This is a genomic window from Luteibacter anthropi (genome assembly GCF_023699965.1).
GTDB classification, from domain to species: domain Bacteria; phylum Pseudomonadota; class Gammaproteobacteria; order Xanthomonadales; family Rhodanobacteraceae; genus Luteibacter; species Luteibacter anthropi.
In genome coordinates, this window is sequence record NZ_CP077072.1 from 3,260,132 (window position 1) to 3,275,935 (window position 15,804).

Sequence of the window (15,804 nt, forward strand, 5' to 3'; positions counted from 1 at the left end):
GCGCGCAAGGCGCGCTCCTACAGGATCAGCGCTGGAACTGCTGGCGCATGAAGGCCATGTAGGCTTCCTCGGAGGTCTGCCGGCGGGCCTCCACCAGGGGGCGGATATCCTCCGTGGCGAGATAGCGCAGGCGGTCGGTACCGTCGGTGGTGGCGTCGAAGATCACCTTCGCCACGTCCTGCGACGTTGCCAGGCGCTTGTCGCGCAGGCCCTCGAACACCCTGGCGGTCGCCGCGGCGAAATCCTCATACCCGGCGGGCAGGGCCAACTGGCCGGCCTCGCTGGCCGAACGGTGGCCGAAGCCGGTGTCCAGCACGCCGCCGGGCTCCACGATCTTCACGGCAATGCCCTGCGAGGCCAGCTCGTACGACAGCGACTCGGAGAACCCCTCCAGCGCGAACTTGCTGGCGTTGTACAGCGAGATCATCGGCAGGCCGAACACCCCGGCGCCCGAGCTGACGTTGACGATGGTGCCCGACCGGCGTGCGCGAAAATGCGGCAGCAGGGCGCGGATCACGTCCATGACCCCGAACACGTTCACGTCGAACTGCTGCTGGATTTTCTCCCGCGAGGTGCCTTCGAACACACCGAACAGGCCAAAGCCGGCGTTGTTGACCACCGCGTCGATGGCGCCGAAGTGCTCGATGCCCTGCCGGATGGCGCTGTCGATGCTGGCGCGATCCTCCACATCGAGGCGGGTGACAAGCACGCCGGGCAGGGCCGCCAGCGCCTGTCCGGCGTCCGGGTTGCGCATGGTGGCCACGACGTTCCAGTCGCGGGCGGCGAAGTATTCGGCAGTGGCCTTGCCGAAGCCGGTGGAGGCACCGGTGATGAGGACGGTCTTGCGCATGGGAAAGGACTCCGTGGGTGACGGACACCAAACTAGTTGCGCCGGACTGTCCGAACAATCAGGCTTGTGCGGGACGAATCGATGCAGGATTTCGCACAATGCAGAAGGCCGGCCTGGTCGAGCTACAGGCGGTGCTGGCGGTCGCCACGCACCAGAGCTTCCGTCGTGCGGCGGTCGCCATGGGCATGTCACCTTCGGCACTGAGCCACGCCGTGGCGATGCTGGAGCAGCGCATGGGCGTGCGCCTGTTCAACCGGACCACGCGAAGCGTGTCCCTGTCCGAGGCAGGCGAGCAATTCGTGGCGCGCGTACGACCGGCGCTGTCCGAGATCGCGGCCGCCATGGAAGGAGCCAATGCGTTCCGCGACAGCCCCACGGGCACCTTGCGCATCAACACCTCCGAGGGCGCCGCCATGATGCTGCTGGAGCCCGTGTTCTTCGACTATCTGCGCCGTTATCCGGACATGCGCCTGGACCTCATGACGGAAGGGCGCTACGTGGACATCGTGGCCGAAGGCTTTGACGCAGGCATCCGCGACACCGACAACGTGCCGCAGGACATGGTCGCGGTACGTTGCACGGGCGACATCCGCTTCCTCGTGGTCGGCGCGCCTTCGTATTTCGAAGGCAGGGAAAAACCACTGGTACCAGAAGACCTGCTACGTCATACCTGCATCCGCAGCCGCCTGCCCAGCGGCAGCTGGTATCGCTGGGAGTTCGGGAAACGCGGTGAAGAACGACGCATCGACGTGGATGGCCCGCTGGGCCTGGACAGTCACCGGATCATGATCGCCGCTGCCCTCGACGGCCTGGGCCTGATCTGGACCAGCGAATCCAGCGTGGCACCTTACATTGCCGACGGACGCCTCGTTCCAGTGCTGGAAGACTGGTGCCCGTACTTCAACGGGCTCAGCGTTTACTACCCGGCCCACCGACATATGTCGGCAGGCCTTCGTGCGTTTATCGATCTCGTGCGAGAGCGTACGCCATAGCCTCAGAAGAAGGCTGCAGGGCTCAGATGTATGTGCAGGTGGTGGGCCTTGCATCGGGCAGGCGGGAGTGGTCTAGACAATCCGCCCGACTGTCGGTGGTCGCGTCACTGCCACGCCACAGTGCCCGGCGAGCATGCCTCATACCCGATGGAGGCTCGCATGACGACACGACACGATGACTGGATCGCCCGCCTGCCTCCACGGCAGGCGAGGGTGCTCATGCCTCTTCTGGCCGGCCTGGCTGCGTTCTGCGTGTATTCGTGCATGTACGCCTTCCGCAAGCCGTTCAGCGCGGCCAGCTATGACGGCATGAGCCTCGGCGGGCTCGACTACAAGATATGGCTGGTGATCGCGCAGGTGCTCGGTTACGCGCTCAGCAAGCTCATCGGCCTGCGTTTTGTTTCCGAGTGGCAGGGTGGGCAGCGGGGCAGGGCGATCCTTGGCCTGATCGGCGTGTCGTGGGTGGCGCTACTGGGTTTTGCGTTGGTGCCCCCGACGCTGGGCATCGTTTTCCTGTTCCTCAACGGCATGCCCCTGGGCATGGTCTGGGGGCTGGTGTTCGGCTACATCGAGGGGCGGCGTGCCACGGAGCTGATGGGGGCCATCCTGTCGTCGAGCTTCATTTTTGCATCCGGAGTCGTGAAAGGTGTGGGCAAGGCCCTGCTGCTGTCGGGTGTGAGCGAGCACTGGATGCCTTTCCTGACGGGGCTGGTGTTCGTGCCGCCCCTGTTGCTTTCGTTGCGGGTGTTGTCGCGGTTGCCCGGCCCCGATGCAGAAGACATTGCAGCGCGCGCGCCTCGCGGCAGCATGGATGCCGCGGCCCGGCGTGCCTTCGTGCGCCGGTTCCTGCCGGGGCTTCTGCTGGTCGTGCCGCTTTACGTGTTGCTCACGGTGCTGCGCGATTTTCGCGAGAACTTCGATACCGAAATCTTTCGTGACCTGGGCTTTGGCCATGATGCATGGGTGTTCGGCCAGGTCGATACGCCCATCGGCATCGGTGTGCTTTTGTGTACGGCGGCCCTCAGTCTCGTGCGTGACAACATGCGTGCCTTGTTGCTCAACCACGCGATGATCGCGCTGGGTCTGCTGTGTGCGATCTTCGCGACACTGGCCTTTGCCAACGGCAAGCTGCCTCCGTTGATGTGGATGGTGCTGGTCGGTTTCGGCCTTTACCTGCCTTACATCCTGCTCAATGGCGTGTTCTTCGAGCGCCTCATGGCGACCTTCCGTGTTGTCGGCACGGCCTCGTTCGTGATGTGCATTGCCGATGCGGCAGGCTATCTCGGCAGTGTCGGCGTGCTGCTGACCAAAGCCTTCGCCGGCCTCGATCTCGACTGGACACGTTTCTTCGAGCGCGCCGTGCTGCTCGCCTGTCTGCTGGGGCTTGCCCTCAACGGCCTCGCTGCCCGCTGGTTCTGGCGGGAAGCCCGCAGGCACGAGGCAGTCGCACCCATTCCCTCCCTGCCCATGGAACGTCATTCGCTATGAGTCATTCGCAGCAACCCGGCGCCATCGTCGTCGGCGCCGGCATCGTGGGTCTTGCGCTCGCCCGCGCGCTGGCCGAGGCCGGTTACAAGGTCACCGTCTTTGATCGGCATGAGCGCGCCGTGGGCGCCTCGGTGCGCAACTTCGGTACGGTGTGGCCTATCGGCGTGCCTAACGGCCCCCTCTACGACCGCGCACTGCGTTCGCGCTCGATCTGGCGGCAGTTCTGCGATGAAACCGGCACCTGGTCCGCGCCGTCGGGCAGCCTGGTGGCGGCGTGGCACGACGACGAATGGCAGGTGATGAATGAATACGCCGAGGCGAACGCAGGCCTGCGACCGTGCCGTGCGATCGACGCCCGGGAAGCCCTGCGCCATGCGCCGGGACTGGTAAGCAAAGGCCTGCTCGGCGCACTGTTGAGCGATGACGAACTCGTGGTTGATCCACGTGAAGCGATTCGCGCCATGCCGGCGTGGTTGTCTGCGCGTTACGGCGTCACCTTCCACTGGCGACAGGCCGTGACGCGGGTAGAGCATCCATGGGTCTGGAGTGGCGGCAGGCGCTATACCGCCGACGTCATCTACGTGGCCGGTGGCAGCGACTTCGAAACGCTGTTTCCCGAACTCTACGATCGCCAGGGCATCACCAAGTGCAAGCTGCAGATGTTGCGGCTGGAAGCGCAGCCGTCGTCGTTCCGCCTGGGGCCGGTGGTGTGTGGTGGCCTGACGATGGCGCATTACAGCGGCTTCCATGGCCTGCCGGGCATCGAGCGCCTGCGCAGCCGCCTTGCGGTGGATTACGCCGACCTCACGGTGCTGGGTATCCATGTGATGGCTGCACAGAATGGGCTGGGCGAGATCACCGTCGGTGATTCACACGAATACGGGCATACGCTCGATCCGTTCGATGAAACATCGATCAATGGCCGCATCGTGGATTACCTGCGCGGCGTACTCGACCTGCCACACTGGAACGTCAAGCAGACCTGGCACGGCACCTACGCGAAACTGACCGAGCCGGGCCGCAGCGAACTGGTGCTCGAAGCGGAGCCTGGCGTGACCATCGTCAATGGCGTGGGCGGTGGCGGCCTGGGCATGACGTTGTCCTTCGGGCTGGCCGAAGACATCGTGTCCGGCCGCCTGCAACCGCAGCGCGATGCCGTGGCGCTCGCCGCTACCGGCTGACCACATCCGGGGTGGACAGCACCAGCTGCACCCTTTCCGCCGCGAAACAGGTCAGCCCGTATTGCACGGGCTGATTCTGTGCGTCCACGTTCAGCGACTCCACCTCAAGCACCGGCAGATCCGCAGCCTGTTCGAGGATGCGCGCCGTGACCGCGCCGGCCAGCCGGGCCGTGACACGGGTATACGAGCGGAAATAATCCGGTACGCCGAACTCGGCCAGCGTACGGGTGACCGAGCCGGTACGCTGGAACACCTCGTCCAGTCGGGGAAAGCGGACGGCCGGAAACCAGGCCTGGCCATGGTCGAGTACGCGACCTTCCGCATGGGCGGACGACTCGATCCACCAGGCCCGTTCGCCCCGTGCGAGGGCCAGGGACTCGGCTACACGACGTGGCGGCGTCACCAGCGCGGTGCCGAGTACGCGGTTGCCCGAGGTGACATTGAGGTTGTTCATGTTGCGGCTGAAGCTGGTGCGCCTGCCTATGGCGTAGTCGTAGGACTCTTCACGCACCCGCAGGCCCCGGCCGGTCTCGGCATGCACCACGCCGCGTTCTTCCAGCGCATCGAGCGCGCGGCGCACGGTGTGGCGGTTGACCTGAAGCTGGCGAGCCAGTTCCAGGGCGGAGGGCAGGCGGTCGCCGCCGCGCAACACGCCGTCGTGGATCTGCCGGAGCACCTGTTGTTCGATCTGGCGCCAGACCGGCATGTCGTTATCGCGGTCGGGTGGCTGGAGTCGGTTTGCCATCAAGGTTGCATCTTTGTGGCGCAGCCTTGGCTGCGGTATGAAGGCACAGGGCGAGTATGGAAAGACAAGCTTTCGTTGACATGACACCCGAAGCTACCTGGTGTATCGCGCGGGCCCGCGTGGTGCTGGCTGACCGGGTGGTCGAGGGCGGCATCGAGGTTACCGGCGACCGGGTGAGCCGGTTGCTGCCTGGCGATGAGGTTCCCGCGGGCGCCGTGGATTTCGCCGGCGACTACCTGCTGCCGGGCATGCTGGAACTGCATACCGACAATCTCGAAAAACACCTCGTTCCCCGCGCCGGCGTGGTCTGGCCGGCGTTGCCGGCCCTGCTGGCGCATGATGCCCAGCTGCTGGCCGCCGGTATCACGACGGTGCTCGATGCGCTGTCCCTGGGTGACCTGGAAGAAGACGGCACCCGCCTGGATACGCTCGATGGCGCACTGGCCGCGCTGGACGAAGCCCGGGCCCATGACCTGCTGCGTTGCGACCATCACCTGCACCTGCGCTGCGAACTGAGCTGGCCGGGCCTCCTGGACCTGCTGGCGCCGCTCGCGCCACGGCGGGACCTGCGCCTGCTCTCGCTCATGGACCACACGCCGGGACAGCGGCAATACCGCGACGTGAACCAGTACCGCCGCTATTACAGCCGCAGCGGCCTGGTGTGGAGTGACGAGGAATTCGCCGGCATCCTCGAGGAGCGCCGCGCGCAACAGGCGCTTTATCGCGCCGATCAGCTCGCCAGGGTACTGGTGCTGGCGCAGCGCCACGGTATCGCGCTGGCCAGTCACGATGACACCGACCCCTCCCACGTGGACGAGGCGGTTGCCGCCGGGGCCCCCATCTGCGAATTCCCGACCACGCTGGCGGCGGCGCAGGCTGCGCACCACGCCGGGCTGCGCGTGGTGGCGGGAGCCAGCAATCTCGTGCGCGGTGGCTCCCATTCGGGCAACGTGGCGGCGATCGAGCTGGCGCGTGCCGGCTGCCTCGATATCCTGTCGTCCGATTACATGCCCACGAGCCTGCTGCACGGCGCCTTCATCCTCCATGAAAAAGCCGGCTGGTCGCTGGCCGATGCCATCCGCACGGTAAGCGATGCACCGGCCTGTGTGCTGGGTTTCAGTGACCGGGGCCGTATCGAGCCCGGCCTGCGCGCCGACCTGCTGCGCGTCCGCATGCACGGAGCGCAGCCGGTGGTTCGTTCGGTATGGGTGGCGGGCCAGCCCAGGCTCTGATCAGAACGTCATGTCCACGGTGAGAAAGCCCTGCCGTGGCGCGCCTACCAGCAGGGTCTGGAAGGTGCCGTTGGGATCGCTCGTGGTAAAGCCGTTGCTGTCGATGGTAGCCACGTATTTCCTGCCCAGCAGGTTGCTGACCGTGAGCGATACCTTGGTGGACTGCACCGAGCCCATCCTGCCCAGGTTCCAGGTAAGTCCTGCGTCAAACAACGTGAAGCCGCCAATGCGCTGGTCGTTCACGTAGGTGTAGTAACGCGCACCGGTGTACTTCGCGCCGAGCTTTGCCTCGACATCGCCGAACCGGTAGCTGACTTCGCTGGCCAGCATCTTCTTCGGCGAATCGACGACCGTCTTGCCGCGCGTGGGCACGAGTACGCCGCCATCGAGGTAATTGTCCTTGTACTTGGCGTCGTTGTAGGTGGCCGAGTTGAACCAGCGGACATCGCGCGTGGGCTGCCAGACGACGGTGAATTCCGCACCACGCGCGTTCACCTTGCCCACGTTGGCAATCTGGTTGGGGCAGCTCACCACGCCGGCACAGGGCACGATCACCAGCAGGCGGTTCTTGAAGTCGATGTTGTACAGCGCGAGCGACGATTGCACGGTGTCGTCGACATAGCGCACACCCAGTTCGCTGTTGGCCGAGCGTTCCGGGCGCAGGTGCTTGCTCAGCCCGTCGAAGGTTTTCTGGTCGGACGACCAGGCACCGTTCGCACCGGGTTCGTACGCGTTCTGGTTCACCTGGAAGGAGGCGAAGGTTTCCCAGCCACCGCCGAGGCGGTAGTTGGCAGCGATCTGCGGCAGGAAATCGCTCCTGGCAGTGAGCGCGCCGCTGGCGCGGCCCGGCAGCAGGGCGATGGCATTGGTCGTGACGTTGTGGCCCTTGAAGCCGCCATCGATATGCAGGCGGTCGTCGAGCAGCGAGAAGTCATCCTCGATATACCACTGGCGGGTCAGCGTCATGAAGCGCTGGCGGAAAAGCACGTTGTCGTAGGTGTCGTAGATGCGGTCCTGGCTGATCGGGCCGCCATCGGGGATGGCCTGGAAGCTGCGCGCGATGGTGTAGTGGCTATCTTCGAACCAGAATCCCGCCTGGAGATGATGTTCGCCGAGCTGATACTCCAGCGAATTCATGATGCCGCCGCGGGTCATGAGGTAATGCGACAGGCGCAGGGCGATCGGGGCATCGCCCGGTGCGGGTGTGTAAGGCAGGTCGGACTTCGGTGCATACCAGTGACCCTGGCCGAGGTCATGGTGGTAATACGGCTGCACGTTCAGCGTGAGATTGTCGCTGAGGAAGAACTCGCCCTTCACCGAGCCTATCTCGTCCTGGCGGATGCCGTTGCCGTTGAAATAGGTGTCGTCCGCCGAGGTTACGCAGCCGCTGTACTTGCCGTTGGCGATATCCACCGAGCGCTGCCAGTCGGGCGCCAGGTAGTCGAAGCGATAACCGCAGCGACGCAGCGAATCCTTCGACAGGTCGAGATAGGCCTGCTCGGTACGGCGAACGACATCCACGATGCCGGTGATCCGGCCGCCGGTCCAGTCGTAGATGGCCTTGCCGATGAACTGGCGCTGGCGCTGGCCGTCGTCGCCCTTCCACTTGGGCGCATCGACATACATGCCCGCCACATAGGCACTGAAGCCATCATGCTCGCCGATATCGCCGCGGATATACCCACGCTTGAAACCGTACGATCCGCCGGTCGCGTTGACCCGTACGCCAGGCGTACGGCTGGGATCGTCGGTATGCAATTGAACCGTGCCACCCAGGTTGCTCGTTGAGGCGGTACCCAGGGCACCCGAGCCCTGGGAAAGATCAAGCTCGCCCAGGCTTTCACCGATCCATGCACGGGTGACACTCAGGCCGTCGCCCGTGTGGTAATCGGCGTTGCCGAGCGGGATGCCGTCCAGCGTGTAGCCGAGCTGGGTATGGTTGAAGCCACGCAGGCTGATGCGTGACGACCATTCGTCGGTGCCGAATGGTTCGTTGGAGACGAAGTGCACGCCGGGCATGCGCTGGAGCATCTGCAAGGGGCTGGTGCCAGGCGTCTGTTGCTGGATGTCCAGCTTGCCCAGTTGCTGCACCTGCCGGGTGGCGTTCTGGCCCACGACGGACACGGCATCGAGCGTGGTCGGGTCCTTCTTTGCATCCGTCACCTTGTCGGCGACGTCATCGGCATGGGCCATGAGGGGCAGGGCGGCGAACAGGGCAAGGCAGAGCGGGGTGCGAAGCGGCGTCATGGGCAAGCCTTCGATGGAGGTCCAGACCCCGGCCACGGTGGCAGGGGTGATGGGCGCCCATTACGCGTTGGCCGCGTTACGCCGGGATGCTTCGCAGGTGTCGGGCAGGCGGCACGTTTTGGACAATCGCGGCTCGCTGTCTAGACAGGGGGATTTGGTGATGCAGCGAGAAGGCGGATGGCTGATGAGGACGTAGGGGAATGCGAGGTCTTGGTCAGGTCATTGCCTACAGGAGCGTAGGTAGTGCAGTGACCAGGGCCCGATGTTTCTGTCAGGGATGGGCTCCTGGCGCAAGGTCCGGGGTGGGGCGGACAGCCGATGCGCCTGAGCAAAGCCGGATCGACATGATCGTTGAAGCGGCTACCTTTGCCGCAGGACCCACAACAAGGAGATGTTATGCAGTCCACTTCCCCACGTCGTTCCCTTACCCTCGCCATCGGTATTGCCTTGCTTTCGGGCATTGCCACGATGGCGCCTGTTTCATCTTCCGCGCATACGTTGGTAGATACGACTGCCCCTGTCGCGCCCCTGACAAGTGGCCCCCTCGTGCTATTTGGTGGCGAGGGGGTGCAGCATCATTTGCGCTTGCTCGCTTCGACGGGCCAGCCGGTCCTGGCCTCCCGGCTCGACACGGTTGGACTTGAAGAGCTGACGGATCCGTCCTCGCAAGCCATTGCTGTCGTGGCAGCCAGTGAGATCAGTGGGCTTGGTCCTCAGTCCTCGCGACTGTCAGGAATGTTTCATGCCGGCGTGCCGGTTTTCGTCTGCATGGATTCGACAGACCGACGTGCCGTAGCGCATTTCTTTGGCGCCGTGCCGCCGAAGGGCGGAGACGTCATCTTCGTACGCGCCCCTGATGGTCGTATCGATGTGATCGAGGCGGATATCGAAGACACGCACTGGACGCCGTCGTGGTCGAAAGAAGCCGCCGATTCGCTGACCGCGCTTCGTAGCCGTACCGGATTGGCTGCTGCGGGATCGTACGGTGAGACCTCAGGCGGTTATGTGCCGCTGGTGGAGTTCCACAACGATGTCATGAACCTGGTCAGCAAGGAGCTGACAGGCAAGGCGGTTATCACGGTGGCACGCAACGCCAGCGCAAGTAGCGATACGAAGGACATCTTCGTGCACGCATCACCGACGTTCAAGGCAGGGCGTGAGTACGAGGTGCTGAACAGCAAGGGTCAGAAAGTGAATGTCTATGTCAATGCAGGCATTTACGAAGGTCATAACCTTCCCGGTGTGACGACCAATCTGACCGCCGCGCTTCTACCCTGGGCTTATCGCGTGAGCCACAGCGTGTCGGCCGAGGGGGAAAAGGTAGCGATGACGTCGCATTTGCCCAAAACGCACTCGGAAACGGAGTTCGACTACAAGGAATCATTCAGCCGGTCTTTCAATATCGGCGGAACGACCGGTGAATCATTGTCTACTGATGGGCTGGCGGATGCAGTGCTGGCCGCGAAACTTCCTTTTAATCTTTCGGTGGGCTATTCAGATTCGACCGGCTACGAACACAATTTCCGTTTCAAGGACTACTCCCTGCTGGCGGCCGAAGAAGACGCTGGCAAGCGCATGGAATGGAAGGCCGTCATCCAGCCAACCTTGCACAATATTCTTGTTGAAAGGGACGCTGCTTACTCACCCGGTCTTACCGAAAAGCGTATGACTCCGATGATGCGCGTAGCTTCGTTCGACACCACATCCACCTGGTCGGTCGATGGGAAGTACGAAGGCAGCGTGACGGTCGAAGTCGATGCAGGTTTCACCCTGAACGAACGGACCTGGTGGTGGGACGGTTCGACGCCGCGGCGGGATGACAAGGTTTCGCAGTACGACCGCACGGTGCACAGCATGCTCGTAGATCTCTCGAATCCGCACCTCACCATGGAGCCGACGGTCAGGCTTCAGTCCAAAGAAGGGCTTGGGGGCTGCGTAACCCAGCGCGAGGGGCGAGTCAGCATCGAGGCATGCGATAGCGCAAGCCGGAACCAGATGTGGTCGCTCAATGGCAATGGAGAGGAAGGCCATTACGTGAATCTTGGCAACAAGCAGTGCCTTTCGATCGATATCGCTACATGGGCCTTGCGGACGGCAACTTGCGCCTCCACCAGGAACCAGCTGTGGAAATGGCACGCTGACCGGATCCACAGTGCGTACGAGGAAGGAGCGGGCAACAAGGGACATCGCCTTTACGTCGAGGGCGATGGCTCACTCAACGTGCGTGTTCAGGCGGCTGACGACCGGTTCCAGCAGGTCGACGTCAATCCCTATAACAAGGTTCTGAATCCGTGGGCTCAGTATCCCAATGCACCGACGGCCGGCACGGTGATTCCGAAGCCCTTTGGGCAGGGCGGAAACGACTCCTACGTGACGGAAGAAATGGCACGGCGGCTGCGCGCAGTGCCCACGCGTGAGCGCTGGAGCCTCACCCTGGTGAGCGAGCGTTCTCCGGTTCAGTAAAATGTAGTGCCAAAGTGATGGTGCGATGCGCCGGCGGATTCCCGTGCATCGCACCATCGTTAACTATCGAGAAGTGATTCGTGTTGCAGCCTTCATGGAGATAACAGGCCGTCCGGTCCAAGCCTCCTCAGCCATTGGACAACCTCAGCCTGCTGTCTGCTTTCATCGGCTGTCAGTTCACGCTCGCAGTAAACCCTGCTGAGGAACAGGATAACGTCATTGCCGTCCGGATCATTTGCATAGTCCGGGTGCTGCGATACTTCGGCCACGAGGGATTCTGTTACGGGGGCAGCATGAAAGTGGCAACTGAAGCCCGGTGAAAATCCGAGTTTGTAGAACACGACCTTGAACGGCATGTAGGCTCTTCGCAGAAGGAGTTCCACGTGCTTCAGTACGCCCCCTAGTTCGGCAAGTGACGCACCGTCCAGATCGGATAGGTCAGCGCTTTGCGAGTTCGACGACACCATCAGGTAGCCGGGGTATCGCGCATCCCTTCGATGACTTACCGACCAGTGCTGAGTGCGGAAGATCAGATGTTCTGTCATGAACTGAGCTCTGGCGATGGATATGCGAGTGCCTTCATGCTGGTCATGGACCGGACTATGGAATATCGGTAAGAAAGATGGCCGGCAGACCGTCTTTCCCGAATAGATGGCGCTGGGTGCGCGAAAGCGGTGGCTTGAAGACTGCGTCGGTTCGCGGGTATCGGCCGCCGAGGATGTCCTGGGCAAGCGCCCGCCCGAACGCAAGCCGCTCGATGCTGAATTCGTTCTCCACTGTGGATGACAGCAGCGCTTCGTAGGCATCCGCCAGCCAGAAAAGATCCAGTGCCAGGCTCAGGTCGCAACCAGGGTGCGCGGCAATGGCGCGGGGCAACTCCAGCCCGTCGTCCCAGTTGTAGTCGAAGAGCAGTTCATGCAGTTCGGCACGCGTTGCACTCGAAGAGGAGATGCGGGGCATCGGAAGACGTATCCCGGGGAGAGAGGCCTGAAGTCGATTGTTGGATGCGCAACGATCCATGGCAAGGGGTTGTGGCATAGTCCGCCGCCAGTCGAAGCCATTGATACAGGGATACGGGGATGCGGACGGGCGTGTGGTCGCTTAATGCATTGCTGGCAGCGTGGTCCGTTGCCGCGATTGGCTCGGCCATGGCGCACATCGTCGCCCCGCTCTGGACCGCAGCCGGAACGATCTGGCCCGCGTCGCCACACTGGCAGCTGGAGATTGCCGGCTTCGATACATTCGGCGCCGTCGTATTCGGGTGGGTGGCGGTACAGCGAGAGGTGGGGCTGAAGATCAGGGCGGTCGGAGCGCTGTGCTGCCTGTCGCTGTTTCTCGGGCTGAATCACCTGAGTGGCTGGCTGGAAGCGCCACGCATTTTTCATGTGGTCTTTTCGATCGCCAATCTCATCGCGGTGACCTGGGGTGTGCTCGCGGTCCTGCTGATTCGTCGCGTTCCGTCGCCGTAGTGACCTGGCAGCGTCAGTGGATGAGCAGGGATAACCGATGTGCCTGAGGGCAGCGGGAAGGGTGAAAACGAAAAAGCCACCCATGAGGGTGGCTAGTTCGGTAGAATTGCGTCAGAAGCTTTCGAAGCCTTGTGCCGCATTCTGTATTGGTGCCCAGGAGAGGACTCGAACCTCCACGGTTTTACCCGCTAGTACCTGAAACTAGTGCGTCTACCAATTCCGCCACCTGGGCAGGTGACTCGAAGCAGTGTGTTGCGTTGCTGCCCCGTGAGCCGCGTAGATTAGGCAGGTCGGGTAAACTTGTCAACGATTTTTCACAACGGATTCAAAAAAACTTTGCATCCACTTTCCAAGGTCCCTACGTGACGAAGAAAAACAAAGGTTCCGGAGGCTCGAAGGGCCCCCGTAAGCCCAAGGCCACGCGCCCCGGCAAGGCGTTGGCCAAGTACCGCGACCGCTTGCCGGCCGCGGTCGCCGACCCCCATGCCGAGCGCGAAGCCCAGCGCTACGAGCAACCCATTCCCAGTCGCGAGGCGATCCTCGCGCTGCTCGAAGAGCGGGGCGAACTGGTATCCGCCGAGGACATCGCCCGCGCCCTGCGTCTGTTTACCGATTACGAGATCAATGCCCTGGGCAAGCGCCTGGGCGCGATGATCCGCGACGGCCAGCTGTTGCGTAATCGTCGCGGCGGCTATGCGCCGGCGCAGAAGCTCAGCCTGATTCCTGGCCGTGTCATTGCGAACGCCGAAGGCTATGGCTTCCTGCGTCCGGACGAGGGCGGGGAAGACCTGTACCTCTCGCCGTCGCAGATGCGCAGCGTGCTGCATGGCGATCGCGTGCTTGCCAGCGTCGTCGGCATCGACCGTCGCGGTCGCCGCCAGGGTGCCATCGTCGAGGTGCTGGAGCGTCGCTCGCCCCGACTGGTGGGCCGTATCGTCATCGAGAACGGCGTGACCCTGGTCGAGCCGGACGACCGCCGCCTGCACCAGAACATCATGATCCCCGCCGGTCGCGAAGCCGGTGCCCGTTCGGGTGAGATCGTGGTGGCCGAGATCACCGATCCGCCGACGCCGCATCGTGGCCCGCTGGGTACGGTGCGTGCCGTGCTGGGTCAGCGCCTGCAACCCTCGCTGGTGGTGGAGATGGCCATCGCCAGCCACGACCTGCCACACGAGTGGCCGCCGCAGGTGGTCCGCCAGGCCGAGGAAGTGGAGCCGAAGGTGTCCGCCGCCGAGAGCAAGGGCCGCGTGGACCTGCGCAAGCTGCCGCTGGTGACCATCGATGGCGAGGATGCGCGCGACTTCGATGACGCCGTGTATGCCGAACCGCTGAAGGGCGGCGGCTTCCGCCTGATCGTGGCCATTGCCGATGTCTCGCACTATGTGCCGGTGGGTACACCGCTGGACACCGAGGCCTACGAGCGCAGCACGTCCACGTACTTCCCCGGTTTCGTCGTGCCGATGCTTCCGGAGACGCTGTCCAACGGTATCTGCTCGCTCAATCCGCGGGTGGACCGCCTGTGCATGGTCTGCGACATGGAAGTGGACGACCAGGGCGAGGTGCAGCACGCCAAGTTCTACGAAGCGGTGATGTACTCGCACGCCCGCCTCACCTACAACAAGGTCTGGCAGGCCGTGGGCGAGCGTAACGCCGAGGTGCGCGATGAAATCGCCCATGTGCTGCCGCAGGTGGAGAACCTGCATCGCCTGTACAAGGCGATGTCGAAGGCGCGCAAGCGTCGCGGCGCCATCGATTTCGAAACGCCCGAGGTGAAGTTCCGCCTCGCGCCGTCGGGCGATGTGGTGTCCATGGGCGCTACCGATCGCAACGATGCGCACAAGCTGATCGAGGAATGCATGATCGCCGCGAACGTGCAGGCGGCGAAATTCCTTTCGAAGCGCAAGATTCCGGCCCTGTACCGCGTGCACGCGCCGCCGCCGGTCGAGAAATACGAAGACCTGTTGCGCTTCCTGCGCGAGTTCAAGCTGAAGCTGCCCCCCGCCGACGAGGTGACGCCGGCCGACTTCTCCGCGCTGCTGAAGAAGGTGCAGGATCGCCCGGAAGCCGAGCTGATCCAGTCCGTGCTGCTGCGCGCGCAGAGCATGGCGGTGTACCACCCGGAGAACCAGGGCCACTTCGGCCTGGCGCTGGATGCCTACGCCCACTTCACCTCGCCGATCCGCCGTTATCCCGATCTTCTGGTTCATCGCGCCATCCGCTATGCGCTGACCAAGGGCAAACCGTCCGATTACACCTATAGCGAAGCCCAGATGGCCGCCATGGCCGTGCACTGCTCGCAGCGCGAGCGCCGTGCGGAAGAGGCCGAGCGCGATGTGGACGAGCGCTTCAAGTGTGCCTGGATGGAAAAGCACGTGGGCGAGGAGTTTGCCGGCACTATCACCGGGGTTACCTCGTTCGGCCTGTTCGTCGAGCTGGCGGCGTCCCGCGTGTCGGGTCTGGTGCACGTGTCGCAGCTGCCCAACGACTACTACAAGTTCGATCCGGTACGTCACCTGCTGGCCGGTGAGCGTACGGGCGCCAGCTACCGCCTGGGCGACTACGTGAGCGTGCAGGTGATGCGCGCCAGCCTGGAAGACCGCAAGATCGACTTCCGCCTCGTGGCGCGCCTGCAATCGCTGCCCAAGCCCGTTGCACCGGCACCGGTAGCCACGCCGCCTCCGGCGCCGGGCAACGCCGTGACTGAAGCCGGCAAGGCCATCGGTCGCGCCGTGCGCAAGATGGCCGAGAAACTCGGTGCGAAGCGCAAGCCGAAGGCCGGGGTTGCCGCTGCGCCAGTGGTTCGCGATGATGCGCGCCCTGTCGTCGATGCGACGCCGGTCGCACCAAAGCGTGTTGCACCGACGAGGCCGGCGGTGGCGCCGGTGGCAAAGAAGGCCGTTGCCAAGAAGGCTGCCGCGAAGAAAACCGTCGCCCCGAGCGCACCCGTGAAGGCGGCGGCGAAGAAGACGGTTGCGAAACCGGTGGTCACGAAGCAGGCCGTTGCGAAGAAGTCCGCGCCCACAAAGGCTTCGACACCGAAGGCAGCGGTGAAGAAGGTCGCCACGAAGAAAACGGCAACGAAAAAGGTCGCGGCAAAGAAAGCGGCCCCGGGCAAACCCAGGAGCAAGTCGTAAGTC

At 63.6% G+C, this 15,804-nt stretch carries 12 protein-coding genes and 1 tRNA gene; 7 read left to right on the forward strand and 6 right to left on the reverse strand.

Annotated features, from left to right (window positions below; translation table 11 throughout):
• Positions 1 to 25: 25 nt before the first annotated feature.
• Positions 26 to 850 (reverse strand): SDR family oxidoreductase, encoded by an 825-nt coding sequence (locus KR767_RS14160; protein WP_250876734.1) that lies wholly within the window; start codon positions 848 to 850, stop codon positions 26 to 28.
• A gap of 98 nt (positions 851 to 948) precedes the next feature.
• On the opposite strand from KR767_RS14160, the gene KR767_RS14165 reads away from it, so the two are divergent.
• The 3 genes from KR767_RS14165 (at position 949) to KR767_RS14175 (ending at position 4,511) form a co-directional block, all read left to right on the forward strand.
• Positions 949 to 1,842 (forward strand): LysR family transcriptional regulator, encoded by an 894-nt coding sequence (locus KR767_RS14165; RefSeq protein ID WP_250876735.1) that lies wholly within the window; start codon positions 949 to 951, stop codon positions 1,840 to 1,842.
• 159 nt (positions 1,843 to 2,001) lie between these two features.
• Complete coding sequence (locus KR767_RS14170; protein ID WP_250876736.1) at positions 2,002 to 3,330, forward strand: DUF5690 family protein; 1,329 nt, start codon at positions 2,002 to 2,004, stop codon at positions 3,328 to 3,330.
• On the forward strand, positions 3,327 to 4,511 hold the full coding sequence (locus KR767_RS14175; protein WP_250876737.1) for a TIGR03364 family FAD-dependent oxidoreductase: 1,185 nt from the start codon (positions 3,327 to 3,329) through the stop codon (positions 4,509 to 4,511). Before KR767_RS14170 ends, KR767_RS14175 begins: the two co-directional genes overlap by 4 nt.
• Here KR767_RS14175 and phnF read toward each other — a convergent pair.
• Positions 4,501 to 5,256, reverse strand: a complete 756-nt coding sequence (gene phnF, locus KR767_RS14180) for a phosphonate metabolism transcriptional regulator PhnF (RefSeq protein WP_166949385.1) — start codon at positions 5,254 to 5,256, stop codon at positions 4,501 to 4,503. The two genes, KR767_RS14175 and phnF, sit on opposite strands and share 11 nt — an antisense overlap.
• 80 nt (positions 5,257 to 5,336) lie before the next feature.
• On the opposite strand from phnF, the gene KR767_RS14185 reads away from it, so the two are divergent.
• Entirely contained in the window at positions 5,337 to 6,488 is a 1,152-nt protein-coding gene (locus tag KR767_RS14185) for an alpha-D-ribose 1-methylphosphonate 5-triphosphate diphosphatase (RefSeq protein ID WP_250876738.1), read from the forward strand.
• Here the strand turns inward: KR767_RS14185 and KR767_RS14190 are convergent, their stop codons facing one another.
• The gene (locus KR767_RS14190; protein ID WP_250876739.1) at positions 6,489 to 8,735 is read right to left on the reverse strand and encodes a TonB-dependent receptor; all 2,247 of its coding nucleotides are present in this window, start codon (positions 8,733 to 8,735) and stop codon (positions 6,489 to 6,491) included. It abuts the gene before it with no gap.
• 396 nt (positions 8,736 to 9,131) lie between these two features.
• On the opposite strand from KR767_RS14190, the gene KR767_RS14195 reads away from it, so the two are divergent.
• A complete protein-coding gene (locus KR767_RS14195; protein ID WP_250876740.1) occupies positions 9,132 to 11,198 on the forward strand; it encodes an RICIN domain-containing protein in 2,067 nt (688 codons plus the stop codon).
• 92 nt (positions 11,199 to 11,290) lie between these two features.
• Here the strand turns inward: KR767_RS14195 and KR767_RS14200 are convergent, their stop codons facing one another.
• On the reverse strand, positions 11,291 to 11,743 hold the full coding sequence (locus KR767_RS14200) for an HIT family protein (RefSeq protein WP_250876741.1): 453 nt from the start codon (positions 11,741 to 11,743) through the stop codon (positions 11,291 to 11,293).
• A gap of 55 nt (positions 11,744 to 11,798) precedes the next feature.
• Entirely contained in the window at positions 11,799 to 12,158 is a 360-nt protein-coding gene (locus KR767_RS14205; RefSeq protein ID WP_250876742.1) for a DUF4274 domain-containing protein, read from the reverse strand.
• 188 nt (positions 12,159 to 12,346) lie between these two features.
• Here KR767_RS14205 and KR767_RS14210 point away from each other — a divergent pair, with 188 nt between their 5' ends.
• Entirely contained in the window at positions 12,347 to 12,667 is a 321-nt protein-coding gene (locus tag KR767_RS14210) for a hypothetical protein (protein ID WP_250876743.1), read from the forward strand.
• Between the two features lie 147 nt (positions 12,668 to 12,814).
• Here the strand turns inward: KR767_RS14210 and KR767_RS14215 are convergent.
• Positions 12,815 to 12,899, reverse strand: a tRNA-Leu gene (locus tag KR767_RS14215).
• 130 nt (positions 12,900 to 13,029) lie between these two features.
• On the opposite strand from KR767_RS14215, the gene rnr reads away from it, so the two are divergent.
• Positions 13,030 to 15,801: a ribonuclease R gene (rnr, locus tag KR767_RS14220; protein WP_425602679.1), complete on the forward strand. Its 2,772-nt coding sequence runs from the start codon at positions 13,030 to 13,032 to the stop codon at positions 15,799 to 15,801.
• Positions 15,802 to 15,804: the final 3 nt, after the last annotated feature.

What these genes read in the sequence shown, in the direction of transcription:
- KR767_RS14190 (WP_250876739.1), bottom strand. Translation starts at nt 8,735, where the DNA reads ATGACGCCGCTTCGCACCCCGCTCTGCCTTGCCCTGTTCGCCGCCCTG.
- KR767_RS14170 (WP_250876736.1), top strand. Translation starts at nt 2,002, where the DNA reads ATGACGACACGACACGATGACTGGATCGCCCGCCTGCCTCCACGGCAG.
- KR767_RS14160 (WP_250876734.1), bottom strand. Translation starts at nt 850, where the DNA reads ATGCGCAAGACCGTCCTCATCACCGGTGCCTCCACCGGCTTCGGCAAG.
- KR767_RS14200 (WP_250876741.1), bottom strand. Translation starts at nt 11,743, where the DNA reads ATGACAGAACATCTGATCTTCCGCACTCAGCACTGGTCGGTAAGTCAT.
- KR767_RS14175 (WP_250876737.1), top strand. Translation starts at nt 3,327, where the DNA reads ATGAGTCATTCGCAGCAACCCGGCGCCATCGTCGTCGGCGCCGGCATC.
- phnF (WP_166949385.1), bottom strand. Translation starts at nt 5,256, where the DNA reads ATGGCAAACCGACTCCAGCCACCCGACCGCGATAACGACATGCCGGTC.
- KR767_RS14165 (WP_250876735.1), top strand. Translation starts at nt 949, where the DNA reads ATGCAGAAGGCCGGCCTGGTCGAGCTACAGGCGGTGCTGGCGGTCGCC.
- KR767_RS14210 (WP_250876743.1), top strand. Translation starts at nt 12,347, where the DNA reads ATGGCGCACATCGTCGCCCCGCTCTGGACCGCAGCCGGAACGATCTGG.
- KR767_RS14195 (WP_250876740.1), top strand. Translation starts at nt 9,132, where the DNA reads ATGCAGTCCACTTCCCCACGTCGTTCCCTTACCCTCGCCATCGGTATT.
- KR767_RS14185 (WP_250876738.1), top strand. Translation starts at nt 5,337, where the DNA reads ATGACACCCGAAGCTACCTGGTGTATCGCGCGGGCCCGCGTGGTGCTG.
- KR767_RS14205 (WP_250876742.1), bottom strand. Translation starts at nt 12,158, where the DNA reads ATGCCCCGCATCTCCTCTTCGAGTGCAACGCGTGCCGAACTGCATGAA.